This is a genomic window from Microbispora sp. NBRC 16548, from assembly GCF_030268985.1.
Taxonomy (GTDB): domain Bacteria; phylum Actinomycetota; class Actinomycetes; order Streptosporangiales; family Streptosporangiaceae; genus Microbispora; species Microbispora catharanthi.
Window position 1 is genome coordinate 259,499 of record NZ_BSSF01000002.1, and the last position, 17,661, is coordinate 277,159.

Annotated in this window: 12 protein-coding genes; 8 read left to right on the top strand and 4 right to left on the bottom strand. The window is 72.9% G+C overall.

Features of this window, described 5'->3' with window-relative positions:
* Positions 1–32 precede the first annotated feature (32 nt).
* The 5 genes from QSK36_RS05680 to QSK36_RS05700 are packed head-to-tail and all read left to right on the top strand — an operon-like array spanning position 33 to position 11,712.
* Positions 33–455, top strand: a complete 423-nt coding sequence (locus tag QSK36_RS05680) for a YbaB/EbfC family nucleoid-associated protein (RefSeq protein WP_183534560.1) — start codon at positions 33–35, stop codon at positions 453–455.
* On the top strand, positions 452–802 hold the full coding sequence (locus QSK36_RS05685; RefSeq protein ID WP_285781573.1) for a hypothetical protein: 351 nt from the start codon (positions 452–454) through the stop codon (positions 800–802). The genes QSK36_RS05680 and QSK36_RS05685 overlap by 4 nt, the downstream gene beginning before the upstream one ends.
* A gap of 2 nt (positions 803–804) precedes the next feature.
* Positions 805–10,650 (top strand): WXG100-like domain-containing protein, encoded by a 9,846-nt coding sequence (locus QSK36_RS05690; protein ID WP_285781574.1) that lies wholly within the window; start codon positions 805–807, stop codon positions 10,648–10,650.
* A complete protein-coding gene (locus tag QSK36_RS05695; protein ID WP_183534566.1) occupies positions 10,650–11,159 on the top strand; it encodes a hypothetical protein in 510 nt (169 codons plus the stop codon). Before QSK36_RS05690 ends, QSK36_RS05695 begins: the two co-directional genes overlap by 1 nt.
* A 10-nt stretch (positions 11,160–11,169) precedes the next feature.
* Entirely contained in the window at positions 11,170–11,712 is a 543-nt protein-coding gene (locus QSK36_RS05700; protein ID WP_205825607.1) for a hypothetical protein, read from the top strand.
* A gap of 1 nt (position 11,713) precedes the next feature.
* On the opposite strand, the gene eccB is transcribed toward QSK36_RS05700, so the two are convergent.
* Positions 11,714–13,126, bottom strand: coding sequence for a type VII secretion protein EccB (gene eccB / locus QSK36_RS05705; protein ID WP_285781575.1), 1,413 nt, complete (start codon positions 13,124–13,126; stop codon positions 11,714–11,716).
* A 172-nt stretch (positions 13,127–13,298) separates the two neighbouring features.
* Between eccB and QSK36_RS05710 the strand changes: the two genes are divergently transcribed.
* Entirely contained in the window at positions 13,299–14,048 is a 750-nt protein-coding gene (locus QSK36_RS05710; protein WP_285781576.1) for an SDR family oxidoreductase, read from the top strand.
* 95 nt (positions 14,049–14,143) lie between these two features.
* On the opposite strand, the gene QSK36_RS05715 is transcribed toward QSK36_RS05710, so the two are convergent.
* Positions 14,144–14,581: an Rrf2 family transcriptional regulator gene (locus QSK36_RS05715; protein WP_183534572.1), complete on the bottom strand. Its 438-nt coding sequence runs from the start codon at positions 14,579–14,581 to the stop codon at positions 14,144–14,146.
* Positions 14,582–14,650: 69 nt separating this feature from the next.
* Entirely contained in the window at positions 14,651–15,304 is a 654-nt protein-coding gene (locus QSK36_RS05720; protein WP_285781577.1) for a TetR/AcrR family transcriptional regulator, read from the bottom strand.
* Between the two features lie 157 nt (positions 15,305–15,461).
* Between QSK36_RS05720 and QSK36_RS05725 the strand changes: the two genes are divergently transcribed.
* Together QSK36_RS05725 and QSK36_RS05730 are read left to right on the top strand one after the other, a co-directional pair.
* Positions 15,462–17,018 (top strand): FAD-dependent oxidoreductase, encoded by a 1,557-nt coding sequence (locus QSK36_RS05725; RefSeq protein WP_183534576.1) that lies wholly within the window; start codon positions 15,462–15,464, stop codon positions 17,016–17,018.
* A gap of 134 nt (positions 17,019–17,152) precedes the next feature.
* The gene (locus QSK36_RS05730) at positions 17,153–17,425 is read left to right on the top strand and encodes a WXG100 family type VII secretion target (protein WP_079320176.1); all 273 of its coding nucleotides are present in this window, start codon (positions 17,153–17,155) and stop codon (positions 17,423–17,425) included.
* Between the two features lie 63 nt (positions 17,426–17,488).
* Here the strand turns inward: QSK36_RS05730 and QSK36_RS05735 are convergent, their stop codons facing one another.
* Positions 17,489–17,611: an N-acetyltransferase gene (locus QSK36_RS05735; protein WP_285781578.1), complete on the bottom strand. Its 123-nt coding sequence runs from the start codon at positions 17,609–17,611 to the stop codon at positions 17,489–17,491.
* Positions 17,612–17,661 lie beyond the last annotated feature (50 nt).

Sequence of the window (17,661 nt, forward strand, 5' to 3'; positions counted from 1 at the left end):
CATCATCGAGGTGAACGCGGTCGATCGGGGTGATGAACACGGCCGGGGCACAGACGCCGGACGCCGCCGGAATGCGGGCGTACGCCGAGGAACTGCGGGCCACGTTCATGCGCCTGCAGGAGGAGGCGCCCGCGCTGCATGAGAAGGCGCGTGCCGTGCAGGTGACGGAGAAGTCGCGTGACGGGCTCGTGGCGGCCACCGTCGGCGCGAACGGCGACCTGATCAGGCTCGACCTCGACCCGCGCATCTACCGGCGGCAGGACGCGCGCGGCCTGGCCGACGCCATCACGCGGACCATCCACGCCGCCGTGGCCAAGGCCCAGGACCGGGTCGTCGAGATCTTCGCGCCGCTCATCCCCGCCGAGCAGATGAGGGCGCACATCGACGGTGACCTCGACGCCGTGCTCGAACAGATGTCGTTGCAGATGCCGAAGCGGACACCGGAGGGCCCATGAGCGAGCTGTTCGAGGTGAACTACGTCGACATCCGCCCGCAGCAGCTCGCGAAGGGCCTGTCGCAGTGGCATGCCGCGTCGTCCGACACGGAGAGCGGCTACGCCGCCAGCCTGCGGGAGATCCGGCGGCTCAACGCCGCCGAGCCGTGGGGGCACGACACGGCCGGGACCGCCTTCCGCTCCGCCTACATGCAGGGCGACGGGCCCGACACGCTGATGAAGCAGGGTGAGGAACTCGCCGCGAAGGTGGTCGAGCTCGGCCCGACCGTACGGCGCAGCGCCGAGAACGCCCGGGGAATGGACGCCGAACGGGCCAGAGAGGTGCGCGAGATCCTGAAGCGGATCTGACCATGACGCACTCCTCCACGACCGGTACGGGCTCCGGCGCCAAGCCGGCCACGACGAACGGCGACGTCACCTCGAACGGCGACGGGCTGCCCGAGTTCGCCGACGGCGGCGGCTCGGTCACCGACGTCACCCCCGCCTGGGGCGAGTCGCTGCCCGCCTGGGCCGACGACCTCATCGCCCTGCTCACGGCGGGCCAGACATGGCCGGATGCGAGCGAGAGCCTGCTGTGGCAGCTCGCCCGCGCCCACCGCTCCGCGACCGTGAGCGTCGTCCAGTCCATCGATCCGGTGGGAGCCGCCGCCGTCGCCGTGCTCAGCGGGATGCAGGGCCCGTCGATGCAGGCGTTCCTGGCGCGGCTCGGCGAGCACTACTCGGAGCAGTCGGGCCTGCTCCGGGTGGCGAACAACCACTACGCCTACGCCGCGCAGGCCGACAACTATGCCCGCTCGACCCAATATTCCAAATTGTCGGACAACGCGGTGTTCTGGATCGCGCTGATCGCCACGTTCATCGCGCTCCTCGCGGCCTTCTACTCCGCCGGGGCCTCCACCCGGTTCGTCGGGCCGATCGCCGCCCGCGCCCGCGCCGAGATGGAGAAGATCTTCGAACAGCTCGCCCTCGTCGCAGGCCGTCCGGCCGCGGCCCAGGCGCTGGCCAGAGGGACCGCGTTGGCCTCGCTCCGGGCCGGCCTGCTCGGTCGCATCCTCGCGAACCCCCTCGGGAGGGAGCTCTTCGAGGAGATCGGCGAGGAGGTCGCCGGCGACGCCTTCGCCCAGTCAGAACAGCGGAAGGCGGGCACCCGCGACGGCTGGGACTTGAAGATGACGGGCGCCACCGCCCTGGGCGCGGCGGGCGGCGCGGCGGTCGGCATGCGGGCCGCGCGTCCCGTCAGCAACCTGGTCAACAGGACGCCCCTGCTCAGAAGGCTGAACACCGACGCCCCCGGCTTCGGCAACGCGTTCAAGCGTTTTCCCGGCCGGGCACTGACGACCGGCCTGACCAACGTGATCGCCTCCCCGGCCGGGAGCGTCCTCGCCAACGGGCTCGTGTACGGCCAGTGGGAGATGCCCGACGGTGAGTCGCTGCTCGGGGCCGCCGCGTCGGGCGCCGCCCGTACGAACACGATCAGCCCGTTCAACCCGGACGTGATCGAGGCGGGCATCAGCCCGCGTACGGCCCTGGCCTCGGCGTACGACACCAGCCTGCGTACCGACCTGATCCGCGCCCTCTCCGGTACGTCTCCGGATCCCGCCGCCGGACAGCCTTCGAGCGGCGATCCGGGTTCCGCGAACACGAATACGGCCGGCGGCGGTCAGACCGCAGGCAACGGCGGGTCCACGGGCTCGGGCAGCACGAGCACCGCGTCCGTCGTGGGGCAGCCCTCCGGCGGCCCGCCCGCCGCACCCGGTGGCTCCGGCCAGCCCGCCACCACCGGGCCGTCCCCCGCACAGTCCGGTCCGAGCACGACGAACCCCGGCACAGCCGGCACCGCCAACGCGGGCGGTGCCAACCCCGGCGCGGCCGGTTCCGGCAGTGCGTCCGGCAGTTCGTCGGGCAGTGCGTCGAACGCGGGCAACACGGGCAACGCGAACGCGGCGGGCCCGTCCGCCGCGAATCCCGGTCAGGCGCCGGCGGCAGCGCAGAGCGGGTCGGGCCAGCCGGCCACCGCCAATCCCGCCCCGGCGACGGGCGCGGGCGGTGCCAACCCTGGCGCGGCCGGCCCAAGCAACACGGCCGGCTCAGGCAACACGGCCGGCGCGAGCAGCGCGGCGGCGGCCAATCCCACTGCTGCCGGCGCGGCGAACACGCCCGCCACCTCCGCTGCGACGCCCACGCCGGCCGCGTCCGCGGGGACGCCGTCGTCCGTCGCGCCGTCGTCCGCTTCTCCCGCCGGTGGCACCACGTCATCCGCCGCGGCGTCACCGGCCGCCCCGGCACCGGCGGCGTCCTCGGGGACGACCGGCGGCGCCACCTCCGGCAGCGCCGTCGCGGCGCACGCCGCGGCTCGCACGGCGGTCTCCGATGTGCTGTTCACGATCGCGCCCGACGTGCTCTTCCTGCGTGACGGCCAGGGCGCCAGGCTGACCGGTCCTGACGGAAGGCCGGTGCAGCTGTCGGGCGAGGACATGAAGGCCCTCGCGGATCGGCTGACGACGCGTGCCGCCGAGGGCGTGGACACACCTCGGCTCCGCGCGGAGGCGGCCGCGCTGCTGGGGGCGAGGATCGCCGAGGAGAGCCTGGGGCTCCCGGTCGAGGGGGCCCTCGACGCGCTCGCCCGGCTCGCCGACGCGACGCCGGACAGCCGCGCCGCCGCCGTCGAGGTGGCGGGCGAGGTGCTGGAGGACAACCCGCGCGGCTGGCGGCCCGACCGGCTGAGCGACGCGGGGGCCGGACTGGTGGAGGAAGCGGCGGTGCCGCCGCACGGGCCCGACCACGCCCTTCGCGTCGGCCGCTCCTCCGACACCGCCGCGGACATCGTCAGGCGCGCCGAGAGCCTCGCAGGGATCCCGTCCACCTCCGGCGCGAATGGGACAGCCAACCCGGCGAGCGGAGGCCAGGCCGCCGCGGCCTCCTCGAACAAGGGGGCCGCTCCGGCGCCGAATGCCGCTCGAACAGCCAACCCGCCGGGGCCGGGGAAGGGGCCGTCGGGCACGCGGCCGGGACCGCGTACGACCCGGGGGCGTGGCCGGGTGAACGCCCGGCCCATCGCGCGGAGCCTGTTCGTCGCCGACGGCAGGCCGCCGCACCTGGCCGGCCTGTCGCCGCAGGAGGCGCAGCAGGGCTTCCTGTCGCTCCACGCGTCCGATGTGGGCCCGGACGCGACAGGACTGAGCACAGCCGGCGAGCGGACGGTCGTCGTGGACACGGGCCGGCTCGGCGCGCAGCACTTCCGGTTCGAGATCGGCAGGGGGCGTGTCGGCAGGGTGCCCGGCGGCCGTCTCGCCAGGACCAGGGTCCGGTCGGGCACGGCCGCAGACCCCCACGTCGTACGGCTGTCGCCGCGCCTGGCGAACGACATCCTGCCCCGGGTGTGGCTGCACGAGATCAGCGACGTCTTCCAGCGGATGTCCGGCCCCCGGCAGGGCGTGATCCGCTCCTTCCTGAGCCGTACGGCCGAGCCGGACGCCACGGCCTGCGTGACGGCCCGCTATCGCGAGCACGCGCTCCTGGACCGGCAGTGGCGGGCGGCCCCGGCGCAGGAGCGCCCCGCCATCGCGCACGAGATCGAGCAACTGGGGCGTGAGATCGAGAGGCTCGGGCACGTCGCCCCGGCGCCCCCCTGGTCGGCGCCCCGGCCACCCACCGCATCCCAGCCGGCGCCCGGCCCGACGACACAGACCTCCACCGCGCAGAGCCCCACCGCGCAGAGCCCCACCGCGCAGAGCCCCACCGCGCAGAGCCCCACCGCGCAGAGCCCCACCGCGCAGAGCCCCACCGCGCCCGATCCGGTGGCGGACCTGCTCGGGCTGGCCCGCACCCAGCGGGAGACGCTGGCGAACGCCGCCGACGAACTGCTCAGGGCGGTCAAGGAGAAGATCGACAGCACCAGGGCGGCCAAGGCCGACGCGAAGAAGGCCGAGGAGGCCGCCGAGAAGGCGTCGCAGGAAGAGGACCGCGGCGCCGAGGAGCGCCGCCGCAAGGCGCTGGCGGACCGCGACGTCCACCGGGCGAGCGCCGAGCGTGCCCGCCGGAGCAAGGAGGCGTACGCGCGGGCGGTGCGGCGGGCGGTCGAGGCGCGCACGGCGTACGAGACGCTGGAGAACGCCCTGAACGCCCTCCCCACGGGCCGGAAAGGCACGCTGCCTGCGGAGATCGCCCGGCTGGCCCGGGAGGCGGAGGCCGCCCACACCGCCTACAAGGAGGCGTTCGCGGACGCCCTGCCGTCGTCCGAGGCCGTGACGGAGGCGACGCCGGCGGGCCGGCTGCCCCACCTGGAACGGCTCACGCAGGTCGTCAACGAGATGCTCGAACGCGCCGGCGTCGACCAGCGCTACGCGCCCGACGAACTGTCGCACGTGTTGCGGTCGAACTTCAGGTGGCTGGTGTCGCAGGACGGCGTGGTGCTGCGGGTGGGCCGCGGCACGCGGGCCGAGCTGCGGTTGCGGCTGAAGGTCACGGACCTGGTCGAGGTCTTCGGCCATCCGGTGCGGCATTCCCAGTCGATGCTCGGCCAGTTGCCGCAGGGCGGCCGCTCGGCCTCCGCCACCGCCAACCGCGCGGTGCGCCTGGCGCCGAATCTCGACCTGAACGCCCTGACCAAGCCGTGGCAGGACACCCACTGGCTCGGGATGCTGATGAAGTTCGGCCTGTTCAAGGGGGGCACCGCGTTCGGCAGGAGCGAGTCGTTCAGCGGCAACGCGTCGGATTTCGCGCTGGCCGGCGCGGTGCAGGACAACGCGGGCGAGGCGCTGGTGCTCGACGGGCTCGCCTCGGCGGAGGTGGAGCTGCGCACCGCGACCGGCACCGAGCGGGCGCGCGTGGACAGCGGCACGGCCGGCGACGCCCGGAGCCTGCAGGTGTATCTGCCGCACACGCACGCGCAGCGGGGGCCGGCCGAGGTCACCCGGCTCTCGCGGAAGGAGTGGCAGCGCACGCCGTTCCCCGAGCACGCGGTCACCGGGCTGACCGGGCTGCAGGACCTCGCTGAGCGCACCGCGGAGCGGACCGGCCACTCCGAGATCGGCAGTATGACCCGCGACCAGATCCTCACGATCATGACGGAGGAGCTGCCGGCCCGGCTCGGCGAGGCGATCAACGATCCCGAGGGGCTGCGCCGCCCGATCACCGTCAACGGGCGGGTGGTCGGCTATGTGCGGATCAAGACCCGGGTCGTGATGGACACGGCGCGGCCGGTCGGCACGCCGAGCACCAAGCACCGCCTGGAACGGTTGCGCGTGGGGTTCTCTGGCGCGTCTGGCTCGCGCTCGGCCGGCCGGTCCTTCGAGGTCAAGGGCACCGCGGGAGTCCAGCTTCCCGTCGGCGACCGGCACGTGCTCGGCGCCGTCGGTCTCGACGGTTACAAGACCGCCACACCGCGCCTCACGGGCGGGCTCGGCCGCTCCTGGTCGCGGTCGCGGTCGATGAGCGCGGGCGGGACCGCCATCCGGCCGAGTGTGCAGCGCTGGGCGGGCCACACCCAGGCGTACGCGCTGGAGCTCGAGCACACGGTGACCGTGCAGATGAACACCGACGACGCTCCGCATGCCCCCTTGAGCGGCCGGAGCACGGGCCTGTTCCGCATGCCGGAGCCGCAGGCGTACCGCTACGGCCTTCCCGTCGACCGGTCGGCCGTACGGAAGGACGGCAGGCTCAGGGACGACCCGAAGCCCGGCACGCCGAAGGGCCGCCTGCCCAGGCTGCCCGGCTGGTCGCACGGCGCAGCGGGCGGCAGCACGGGAGCCGGGCCCGCGCTCGTCCAGGCCAGCGAGCGGCCGGAGAGCGCCAGGAACCTCGACGAGGTGCGCGCGAAGGTCGAGGCGGCGTTGCGTGCGCGCGGCCTGCTGCCGGACGAGAACGGCCGGCTGTCGCGTGACCCGCTGACCCGGGCGAGCCAGATCGCCAACATGATCGAGCTGGCCGAGCAGTTCTCCCCGGCCCGTCTGCAGACCGCGTATGACCAGGCCATGCAGGACGGGATCTTCCTCGACCTGGTGACCCAGGGCATCGGCCGGGCCAGCCGGCACCTCACCGTGCGCATCCGGTTGGAGCAGTCGGGCCAGGAGGAGTTCCAGGGCACCAGCGCCGCCGACGTCGTGACCGACCTCGACATCTCGTCGGAGACCTCCGGCCGCTCGGCCGGCCGGTCGCGCGGCCGGGCCCGGGACGTCGGCCCCGGTCTCGGCCTGGAGACGAAGCCGGGCGAGGCCGGCTCGACCGGCGGTGGGTTCGGCGCCCACTGGAGCAGGGGGCGCACGTTCTCCACGACCCTCAACGACACGGGCAACCTGGTCACGCTGGCAGAGGGCACCGCTCCGGCGGCGGTCTTCGAGGTGCCCCACAAGCTCACCGTGGACCTGATCGAGGACGACGGGAAGGTCACGCCGCTGGCCCAGAGCGACGACGTGTGGATGCGGGTGCTGCTGCCCTCCGACCTGCTGCCGGAGCAGCGGACCGAGCCCTCGCCCAGCCATCCGACATCCTCGGAGGCGCTGAGCCTGGCCACCCTGCTGCACGTGGACGGGAGCGGCGTGCTCGACGCCCTTCGATCGGTGCTGCCGAAGGCGATGCGGCCGGGCTCGGTGTCGTTCCACCACCTCGCCGAGGCGTTCAACATGCGCAACCTCATCTCCCACCCGGAATGGCTGCTCGCCGACCCCGCCAGCCCCGCCACGACGTACAGCACCGCCTTGGCCGTTCGCCCGCGCGGCCTGCGTACGCACCGGGCGTCGGCGTGGATCACGGCCCAGCCGGGCGAGTCGACGTTCGTGACCGCGGCCGACCTCGTGATCGGCGACATCAACTTCACGATGGGCGCGCACACCACGCGGATGGAGACGCGCAGCGGACGGTCGGCGGACGCCTCGACCGGCGTGAACGAGGCCCTGCCCGGCCCGCTCGGCGGCAAGGAGGAGGCCGGCGCGTCCGGGGCGGGGAGCAAATCGTCCTCGATCTCCGACACGGCGATCTGGGGCAGGGAACGGCTGGCCATCGACACCGGCAAGCACTACGTGTTCGCGATGAAGGCGGACATCACGGTTTCCGGGGACGAGGCGGGCAACCGGCGGGCCGACGCCGCGCCGCTGCGGGACAGGACGGTCGTCTACTCCCTTCCCGAGCGCGACGCGCTCGACCTGTACGGCAGGGGCGAGCTCAAGCTGCCCCTCGACCAGGTGGCCGACGCGGTGACGCGACTGCTGGACGGCAACCTCCAGCTCGACCCGCGTACGGCCGTGCCGCTGGTCCGCAGATACCTGGCCGACCGGGCGCTGGCGCGAAGGGACGGCCACCCCCGGTCCGACCTGGAGCAGAAGCACCCTCGCGCCGTGCTCACCGAACGGCTCGCCAAGGACTTCCCGATGAGCCTGGCCGCCGAGGGGAACCGGCTCAAGCGAATGCACGACAGGCTGCCGGACCTGGCCACCCGCGTGGACGTCCCCGACCTGTACGAGGACTCCCTCGGCGAGAGCACCGTGAAGTCGGTCCGGCTCACGACCCCGGACGGCAAGCGGACCCGGCTGCTCGACGAGGTGCTCGGTCAGATCGGCACGGTGGCGCCCGGCGCGCTGAAGCGCGACCCGGTCCTGCTGCGCAGCCTGTTCGGCGACTTCGCCGGCAAACGCTGGTGGGGCAAGCTCGACGACATGACCGGGTCGGCCGGCTTCGTCAAGACGTACTCGCTCAAGATCGGCCCGCACCTCACCGAGGACGTGACGGTCAGGATCACGGCGGAGCTCCACGGCGACCAGGCGACGTACGGCGGAAACGTCCACAACTTCGGCCAGATCCTCCAGGACTACACGTACACGCAGGAGGACCGCGCCGAGTCGTCGGGCAAGACGTTCGGCGGCAGCGCGAACGCCGGAGCCGGGCAGGACGTCGGCAGCGGCGGCCGAGCGGTCGCCACCGACCGCTCGCACACCGGCACGGCCTCCACCGGCACCCAGCGGACCCGCATCCAGCGTTCGGCGGCGTTCCGCGGCGGGCAGCTCGTCGAGCATCCGGTAACCATCAGGATCGAGGTCGAGCGGTCGTCGGGCCGCCTGCGCGGCGCCGTCGCCAGGACCACCGGCGTCCCCCGGACCAGCCACATCACGCTGCGCGGCACCATGACCCGGGTGCTGCCGGACGGCATGGTCGCGAAGGAGGGCACGGTCGCCGCGCGGCCGCCCGCCCGGCCCGACATGCGGAGGGTCGTGCCGCCGGAGGTCTTCGTGACCGAGCGGCTCAAGGCCGACGACCTGCTGCGCGCCGTGTTCGGCCGGCTCTCCCGGGAGGACCTGCTCGGCGGGGCCGCCGCCATGGAGCACTACGCCGAGCTGGCCAAGGCGCTCACCGGGAACGGGCTCACGACCCGGCTGGAGCGGATGACCGGCCCCGACGGGCACCGGCTCATCCGGCTGCCCATGCCGGGCAGACCCGGCCAGGTGGTGGACGTGCGGATACACGCCGACCTCTCCGAACCCGACCCGGTGGCCCTGGGCCTCAACGACACCGAACTGGGGCAGGTGGACCGCGAGCAGAACACGGCCGGCACGGCCACCGACCGGGGGCAGATGGCGCCGCTCGGCCGCACGTACAGCGCCGGGCACGCCGTGGGCGCCGGCACCGATTTCGGCGCCGGCGACCAGACCGCGCAGTCGAGCTCGGGCAGCGGCGGCAACCGCGACGAGACCAGCGTCTTCGTGAAGGGCACCGGGGCCAAGGTGCGGTTCCGGGTCGACTTCGGCCTCCGGTTCGAGGTGCGCCAGGTGGCGCGCGACGGCGCGGAGACGGTGCTGCGGACCGCGGACGTTCCGCACGGCGCGACCGGCACGGCCCACCTGATCATGTTCCAGCACGCGCTGGAGGAGATGCTGGCACGCCGCGACGCCGGCGTCGCCCGGCCGCTGTGGGACTTCCACCGGCAGAGGGTGGCCGCGCCCGGCGTCTTCTTCTCCCACGACACCGTGCGCGCGCTGGCCGCGAGGCAGCCGTCGTACGACCCGGCCGCCCCCAGCAGGGCGATGGCCGAGGCGCTCAGAGGACGGACGGGGACGCTGCCGGTGGGCATCGTCGCCGACATCGGCCAAACGAATCAGACGCCCGGTTCGATGGCTCTCGTGGCGGAGGCGAGGCTGCTCGCCCGCGACCTCGGCGCCGACGTCCACCTCCATCTCAGGCGGCCCGACGGCAGCGTCGAGCGTTACCGCGCCACACCCGCGGGCGAGCTGTCCGGCGATCCCTTCGCCGAGGCGCTCGGCACGGTGCCGCCCGGCCTGGTGGCGCTGGCCGAGGGGCACGGCCTCGATCTGCGTGACCTGTACGGCGGGCGGTCCGACGGGTTCGCCGACCGGATCGGCGAGCGGCTCGACGCCCTCGGCGTCGCCCGGCCTGCGCCGGCCGACCCGGGCTGGCCGGTGCCCGAGACGGCCGCGGACGCCACCTGGGGCGGCACCGCCCTCATCACCGCCCCGCCCGGCAGCGTGACGGCCGAGCCCATCCCCAGGACCGCGTTCGTGGCCGACGGCCGGGCCCCGCACCTGCCCGACCTGTCGAACGACGAGATCCCCGCGGCCGTCGCGGACCTGCGCCCGGCGGACTTCGGCCGCGGCGTCCACGCCGTGACCGCGACGCCGGACGGCACGGTCGTCACCGTCGAGACCGCCCGGTTCGGCACGCAGCGCTTCGTCGTGCTGCCCGAGGACCCCGGCGGCGGACGCCCGGGCCGTACGGAGGTCGACGCGGGCACCGGCCCGCACGTGATCCGGCTGGCGCCGAGGCTGGCCCCCGACGTGGTGGCCCGGGTGCTGCTGCACGAGATCAGCGACACCCTGCAGAAGCGGTCGGCGGCGGAGCAGGGGACGGTGCGCCGGTTCCTGAACGCCCTCGATCCCGGCTACGACGCCTGTGCCTCCGCCCGCTACAACGAGCACGCCTACCTGTCGCGCCGATGGAGGGCGACGACCTCGGACGAGGAGCGAGCGCGGCTGCGGCACGAGATCGAGGCGGTCGCCCGCGACCTCGGCGCCCGGGGTCAGGCGGCGCCCCCGCCGCCGTGGGTCACCGTGCCGCCTCAGGCGCCGGTCCCCGACCTGTGGGAGAGGATGCGCAGGCTCAGCAACACCTCCGGCTGGGAGCCGCCCGACGACGAGGACGAAACCGTCCCCGCACCCGAGGACACAGGACAGCGAAAGGTAAGGAACGGGTGATGCCCTACTCGATCGCCAGGAGCAGGGACGAGGCGCACCTCTATCTCGACCTGAACCCCTGCGCCTGCGGCTCGGCGGACACCGACTGGGACAGCGGCCTCGCGAGCGTCGAGGGGGAGCTGGTCACCTGTTACGAGGGGCGGTGCGGGGGGTGCGGCGCCGAGCGGGAGCACCTGTTCGGACTCCCGGAGCGGGAGGTGACGCCCACGGGCTTCCCGACGTTCGGCGGCGCGGAGCCGTCCGAGTTGCTGGACCCCGGCGAGTGGCTGTGGGTGGCCGACCTGACGGCGGGCAACGTCCCGGATGGCGGGGAGAGGCAGGCGCTGTCCATCGCGCGGGCCGCGGTCGAGGAAGTGATCAAATTCGTCCCGCCCGGGCAGGACGAGGTGCCCGAGGACGCGTTCTGGTCGGAGCGGGGACGCGCCGTGCGCGCCGCCGAGCCGGGGCGGTTCCGCCTCGACCGGCTGCTCGTCGTAAGGGACACCTACAGGGAGCTGGCCGGAGCCTAGAGTAGGGGGAATGGAGCAGGCAGTGTCGATCCCGTACGCGCGGACGCTCGCGGAGGCCCGGCTGTATCTCGCGCTCACCGTGGACGAGGCCGCACGCGAGGAGCCGCCGGTCGAGGGGCCCGAGGCGTGGACGGTCCGGTCCGGCGGGGTCGAGCTGCTCGTGCCGTACGCGAGCGAGGCGGAGGCCAGGGACGAGGGGGAGCGGTTCGGCGTCGGCCTGTCCGAGCTCATCGACCCCGGTCAGTGGCGGCTCGCCGGTGCGGGGTACGCGCGCCGCGCGCTCGCCGACGACCTCGAATACACCGAGGAGCCGGGGGACGAGAGGCTCTTCCAGCGGGTCGTGAGCGGCTGGGAGGCGGCCAGGGACGCTCTCGGGGAGGCGCTCAAGTTCATCCCGCCCGGCGAGGACGAGGTGCCCGCCGAGGCGTTCTGGACCGAGGCGGGGCTGGCCGCCCGCGAGGCGGAGCCCGACTGCTTCCTGCGCGACCGGCTGGCCGAGGACATCGCCTTCTACCAGCAGAATCTGGACGACTTCCGCCGTCTCAACGGCTGACCTACTTGCCGAGCGGCACCGGCACGCGGGCGGCGGCCGGGTCGAGCGCCGGGCCCTCCGGGATGAGATGCAGCAGATGTGCGGGCACCGGCGTGGCGTCGGAGGCGTCGTAGCCGAGCTTCGGCAGCAGGTCGGCCGAGGCGACGGCGAACCTGCGGCCCTGGTCCGTCACCAGGAAGTAGTTCGCGATCGACCCCAGCTGCCCCTCGCCCGGCAGCAGACCGGCGACCGCAGCCATACCCGGCGGGAGCAGCACCTGGTCGAAGGTCTCCTGGCCGCCCGGAGTCCTGGGCGTGGGGATCGCGATCGAGGAGCCGACGGTCAGGGTCGCCCGTGTCGAGCCGCCGCGGGTGCCGGAGTAGACCGCGCACAGCGGCGTGGTGGAGGCGGGAGAGGTCACCGTGGGCATCGTCTCGGGCATCCCGCCGCCCACCACGCTCTGCTTGGAGAGTGAGGCGTTGGCCGTGGCCGCGTCGATCGGGACGGCCCGCGGGGGGCGCCTGCCGTACGCCGCCTTGATGGCCGGGTCGGCCAGCAGGAGCGTGGCCTGGGTGAGGGTGATCGGCGCGAGGCCGTCGGACAGCAGGACGTACCAGCGGGCGGGGGCGCCCCCGATGCCGGGCACGGTGAAGACCTGCCCGATCGCCGCCGTGACCGTGCCTTCGGGCCCCCGGACCTTCCTGCCGAGGTGCCCCACCTTCGGGCCGCTGAAGTCGGTGCCTTCGGGGATGGCGTTGAGCCAGGTCGCGGGCACCTTCCTGGGCTGGGCGTTCAGGGCGCTCACCACGCTGGAGCTCGCCCGCATCCGCCGGTCGCCCCAGATGACCCACTTCTGCCGGCCGTCGTCCACGACCATGGCGCCGCCGCCGAGGGGCCTGCCGCCGACGTCCACGCCGCCCACCAAGGTGACGTACGGCCGAGGCGACCCGGTGGCGTCGGGGCCGTCCACCACGCACACCGACCACGGTCCGTGCACCAGCTTGTCCTTGGCCGGCAGCGAGTCGGGCGCGCCGGGGATGCCGACGAGCGGCCCGCGCGGCAGCGCGGCCAGCGAGGCGGCGGAGACGTCGCGCACCGTCACGTCGGCGGTGTCGAGCAGCAGCCGGGCGGAGACGTAGTTCGCCACGGGAAGCAGCACGCGCTCCTGCTGGCTGTAGACGTAGGTCGCGCCGGTGTCCTGCTCGACGAGGAGCTGGCCGGGCTCGGTGAGCTTGGTGGCGCCGCCCGGCTTGATCACACCCCAGATGCCGAAGACGGCGAGCAGGAGCACCGACAGCAGGACCCCGCAGAACGTGGCCAGGGTGTGCCGCCGCATCGGCGTCTCCGCGACGTCCGGCTCACCCTGCAGCAGGGCCTGGCCCAGACGCTGCTGCATCAGCCGGTATGCCTGGTAGAGGTCCTTCCGGGTCTGCACGTCACCTCCCTGTCCGAGGGCATGGGAGCCAGCATATTGATCCGGCGGCGTCCCTGTGATCTCCACAGTGTCCCGGCGGTCCCGCGTTGACGTAGGTCGTTGAAACTTGTACGGTTACAGCCGCTGTTGTAACACTAATAGTTACATCGCTAGGAATCGATGGAGGATCGACATGGGTCAGCTCTCGGGCAAGGTCGCGATCGTCACCGGCGGCACCACGGGCATCGGCCTCGCCACCGCCAAGCGCTTCGCGGCCGAGGGTGCACAGGTGTACATCACCGGCCGCCGTAAGCCGGAACTCGACAGCGCCGTCGAGGAGATCGGCTCGAACGTCGTCGGGATTCAGGGGGACGTGGCCGACCTCGCCGACCTCGACCGGCTCTACGCGGCCGTCGCCCGGCACGGCCACCGGATCGACGTGCTGTTCGCCAACGCGGGGGGCGGCGAGTTCGCCCGGCTGGAGGAGGTCACACAGGAGCACTTCGACCGGACCTTCGCCGTCAACGTCCGCGGTCTGTTCTTCGCCGTCCAGAAGGCGCTGCCGCTTCTCAATGAAGGCGCTTCGGTGATCCTGCCGGGTTCCACGGCCGCGACGACCGGAGCCGAGGCGTTCGGCGTGTACAGCGCGACCAAGGCCGCCATCCGGTCCTTCGCCCGGACGTGGGCCAACGAGCTCAAGGGGCGTGGCATCCGGGTCAACGTCATCGTCCCCGGGCCGATCGACACCCCTGGAATCACCGGTCTGGCTCCGGACGAGGAGCGGGCCGGAGAGCTCAAGGGCGTCCTGGCGAGCCAGGTGCCGCTGGGCCGCATGGGGCGGCCGGAGGAGATCGCGAGCGCGGTGCTCTTCCTGGCCTCGGACCAGAGCAGCTTCACCAACGGCGCCGAGCTCTACGCCGACGGCGGCATGAACCAGGTCTGAGCCGGCCTCCCGCTCCTGGCGCGAGCCGGCCGGGCTCCTCCACCCGCCCTCACCCCCCGGTGGTGGGGAAGGGCGCCGGGCTCGTCTCCCGCCGCCTACTCCCTCTGCTGCGCCAGCACGTCCCGCAGCACGTCGGCGATGGTGGTGCCCGCCAGTTGCTTCCTCATGGCGTCTTCCAGGCCGTCGTACACCTGCCGCAGCGTCGGCTGGATTCCGAAGCCGACCGGACACGACTGGTTCGGCTGCGCGTTGTGCATGCCGAAGAGGCCGCCCTCGTCCAGGGCCTCGTACACGTCCAGCAACGTGATCGACTCGGGGTCGCGCGTGACGACCCAGCCCGCTCCGGTGCCCCGTCTGGCCTCCACCAGGCCCGCCTTCCGCAGGTCGCCCAGGCATCGCCGGATCACGACCGGGTTCGTGTTGACGCTGCCCGCGATGCGTTCGGAAGTGGCCACTTCGTGCCCCTCCCGGCGGTCGAGCACCATCCACGTCAGCACGTGCACCGCGACCGTCAGCCTGCTGTTCGCACTCATCCGCTCGTCCGTCTCCTCTGTGTAACTCACAAGGTTACAGCGCCGCTGGAGGCCGGTCTGTCGCACGGTTCACTGCGGCGGGCGGCGGCCTGCTTGTCTCTCGGCGGCGTCGAGTGCGGGCGTGAGCGGTGCGAGCATGGTGCGCAGCAGGTCCGGCAGGGAGCCGGACGGCAGGACGAGCCCGCTGGTCGTGGAGGACGCGGCGGTCGTTTGCAGCCATTCTCGGAGAGCGAGGCGAATTGCGGCGGCCACGCTCGCCGCGAGCACGCGGGCGGTGTGCCGGCCGGTGTGGCCGAGGCGTTGGGCGATCGCGTCGCTGAGGGGATGTTCGATCGTGGCGGCGGCGTCGACGAACTCGTCGCGCAGTGCGGGGCGGGTGGTGATCAGCAGGAGCGCGTCGCAACCGGGTTGGCCGGGGTCGGTGTACTGGTCCACGATCGCCTCGATGACCGCCTCGGCGAGGCCGACGCCGGCGAGCCGCTCGGCCACGGCCGCCGCAACCCGCGCTTCCCGCTCGCCGGTGATGGCGGCCACGATCGCCTGTTCCCGGCTGGAGAAGTAGTTGTTGTAGGTCCTGGGGGAGACGCCGGCGGCCTCGGCGATGTCGTCCACGCGCACGTTGTCCGGTCCGCGCTCGAGGGCCAGCCGCAGTGCCGCCGCGCGCAACGCCTCTCGCGTGGCCTGCTTCTTCTGCTCGCGCAACCCGGTCGGTCTTGTCTCCACCGTCCCAGCGTTCCAGAATCGATGCGTGCGCGCAAACTTGCGTGCACGCAAGTTTTGTCCTTAGTGTGCTTGCCGGCAGGGAGGATGTCCCAGCGGCCCAGGCGCGCTTCAGTGCTCCATCCGCCCTGCTCTCGTCCGCGTGAGCAAGGGAGAAGACGTGATCACAGATGTCGTCATCGCCGGCGGCGGCCCGAACGGGCTGATGCTGGCCTGCGAGCTGAGCCTGGCGGGGGTTCGGCCGGTCGTGCTGGAGCGGCTGCCGGAGATGAGCGAGGAACCGAAGGCGAACGGATTGCTCGGCCAGGTCGTGAGAGTGCTCGACCGCCGGGGGCTGCACGAACGTCTCAGTGACAGCCCGGCACCGCCGCAGCCGAACTCCGCGTACTTCATGTTCGGCGCGCTGGGCCTGGACCTGAGCCTGCTGGAGGACAGCCCCGTCTACGCCCTGCCGGTGCCGCAGCGACGCATCGTGCAGGTCCTGCAGGAGCGCGCCGTCGAACTGGGCGTGGAAATCCGGCGGGAACACGAGGTCGTCGGCGTGTCCCAGGACGACGACGCGGTCACCGTCGATGTCGCGAACCCGGGCGGGACATACCGGTTGCGGGCCCGATACCTCGTCGGCGCGGATGGAGCACACAGCGCCACCCGCAAGCTCTCCGGCATCGGGTTTCCCGGCGTCACCTATGACCGGATGACCGTCTGCTCGGCGCACGTGAACCTTCCGGCGGACTGGGTCGATCCCGCGACCGGCGCGCTGCACGTGCCCGGCTACGGCGCTGTTCTGCCGTTCCTGCCCCACCGCACGGAGCACGGCGGTTTCTCCTACGCACCGATGCCCGGTCACCCGCCGCTGGTCAGCACCACAGAGTGGGACCTGCCCACGACCGACGCCCCGATGAGCCTTGAAGCGCTGCGGGCGAGCATCCGCCGCGTGCTCGGCGTCGACGTGCCACTGGGTGCGCCCGATGGCCCAGGGCCGCACGTGCTGCGTCGGCTGACCGGCGGTAACACCCGGGTCGCCGACCGGTTCGCCGACGGCCGGGTGTTCCTGATCGGTGATGCCGCGCACGTGTACGCCGCCACCGGGGGAGGACCCGGGCTCAACCTCGGCCTGCAGGACGCGGTCAACCTCGGCTGGAAACTCGCCGCAGTGATCCGCGGCAGCGCTCCGCCCGGACTGCTGGACACCTACGAGGCCGAGCGGCGACCCGCCGCCCACCGCATGATCCTGAATGCGCGGGCGCAGTCGGCCCTGATAGCCCCCGGCGGTGATGTCACCGGACTGCGCGAACTGTTCACCGAGCTGCTCCGCGACCAGAGCACCGTGCAGCGTCTCGCCGAACTCATCGCGGGCGCCGACGTCCGCTACGACATGGGCGAACCCGACGCGCATCCGCTGATCGGCCGGTTCGCGCCGGACATGGACCTGCACACCCCGACCGGGCCGGTCCGGCTGGCCGAGCTGACCAGAACCGCACGCCCCCTGCTGCTCGACCTGACCGAACGAGCGTCGCTGGCGCGGACGCTCGACCTGCGGCACGACTACGTCGACATCGTCACCGCGCGCCCCTCGGTCCCGGCACCCACCGCACTGCTCCTTCGCCCGGACTGCTACGTGGCCTGGGCCTCCGCATCACCCGAACCGGATCCCACGGAGATCGAAGCGCTTCGGGCAGCCGTACAGCGATGGTTCGGTGGGCTTTCCGGGCGTTAGGAAAAAGGGGAATTGAGTGGCGGAAAAGCCAGATTCTCCCGGGCTTCGATATAGCCGCTCGGCATAAGGGGTTCACAAGATTGACAAACGATTTACGGTGAGGGCGGCCCCTTTGTCGATGAAGGAGTGACTGAATGGGTAACAGCTTGCTCGGCGGCGACCCCGCGGAGATGCAGAGCATGGCCGCGCAGTTCAGCCAGCAGGCGGACCAGGTTCGCGCCACGATGGCCAACCTCGACCGTGAGGCGGCCAAGGTCGGCACCGCCTGGACCGGCCCCGGCGCGCAGCGCTTCCACGACGCCTGGCAGAGCTACCGGGCGGCGTTCCAGCGCATGGCGGAAGAGCTCAACGAGGCCTCCCGGGTCATCACGACCTACCGCGGCAACATCGAGTCCGCCACCCGCTGACCGGCACCCGCAGACCGCCGGCCGCCGGACCGCCATGAGTGCCATGGCGGTCCGGCGGCCTTCTCATGTCACCGGCGGCTCGGTCGAGCGGCCGAGATAGCTGACGGGGCCGGGGTCGGGCACCAGGATCTCGTGGAAGCCCAGCCGGTCGTAGAAGGCGCTGGCGCGGGTGTTGACGGTGAGCATGCGCCCAGCGTGGACAGCCACTCGTCGCGGTACGCCTTGACGCGTCGGGG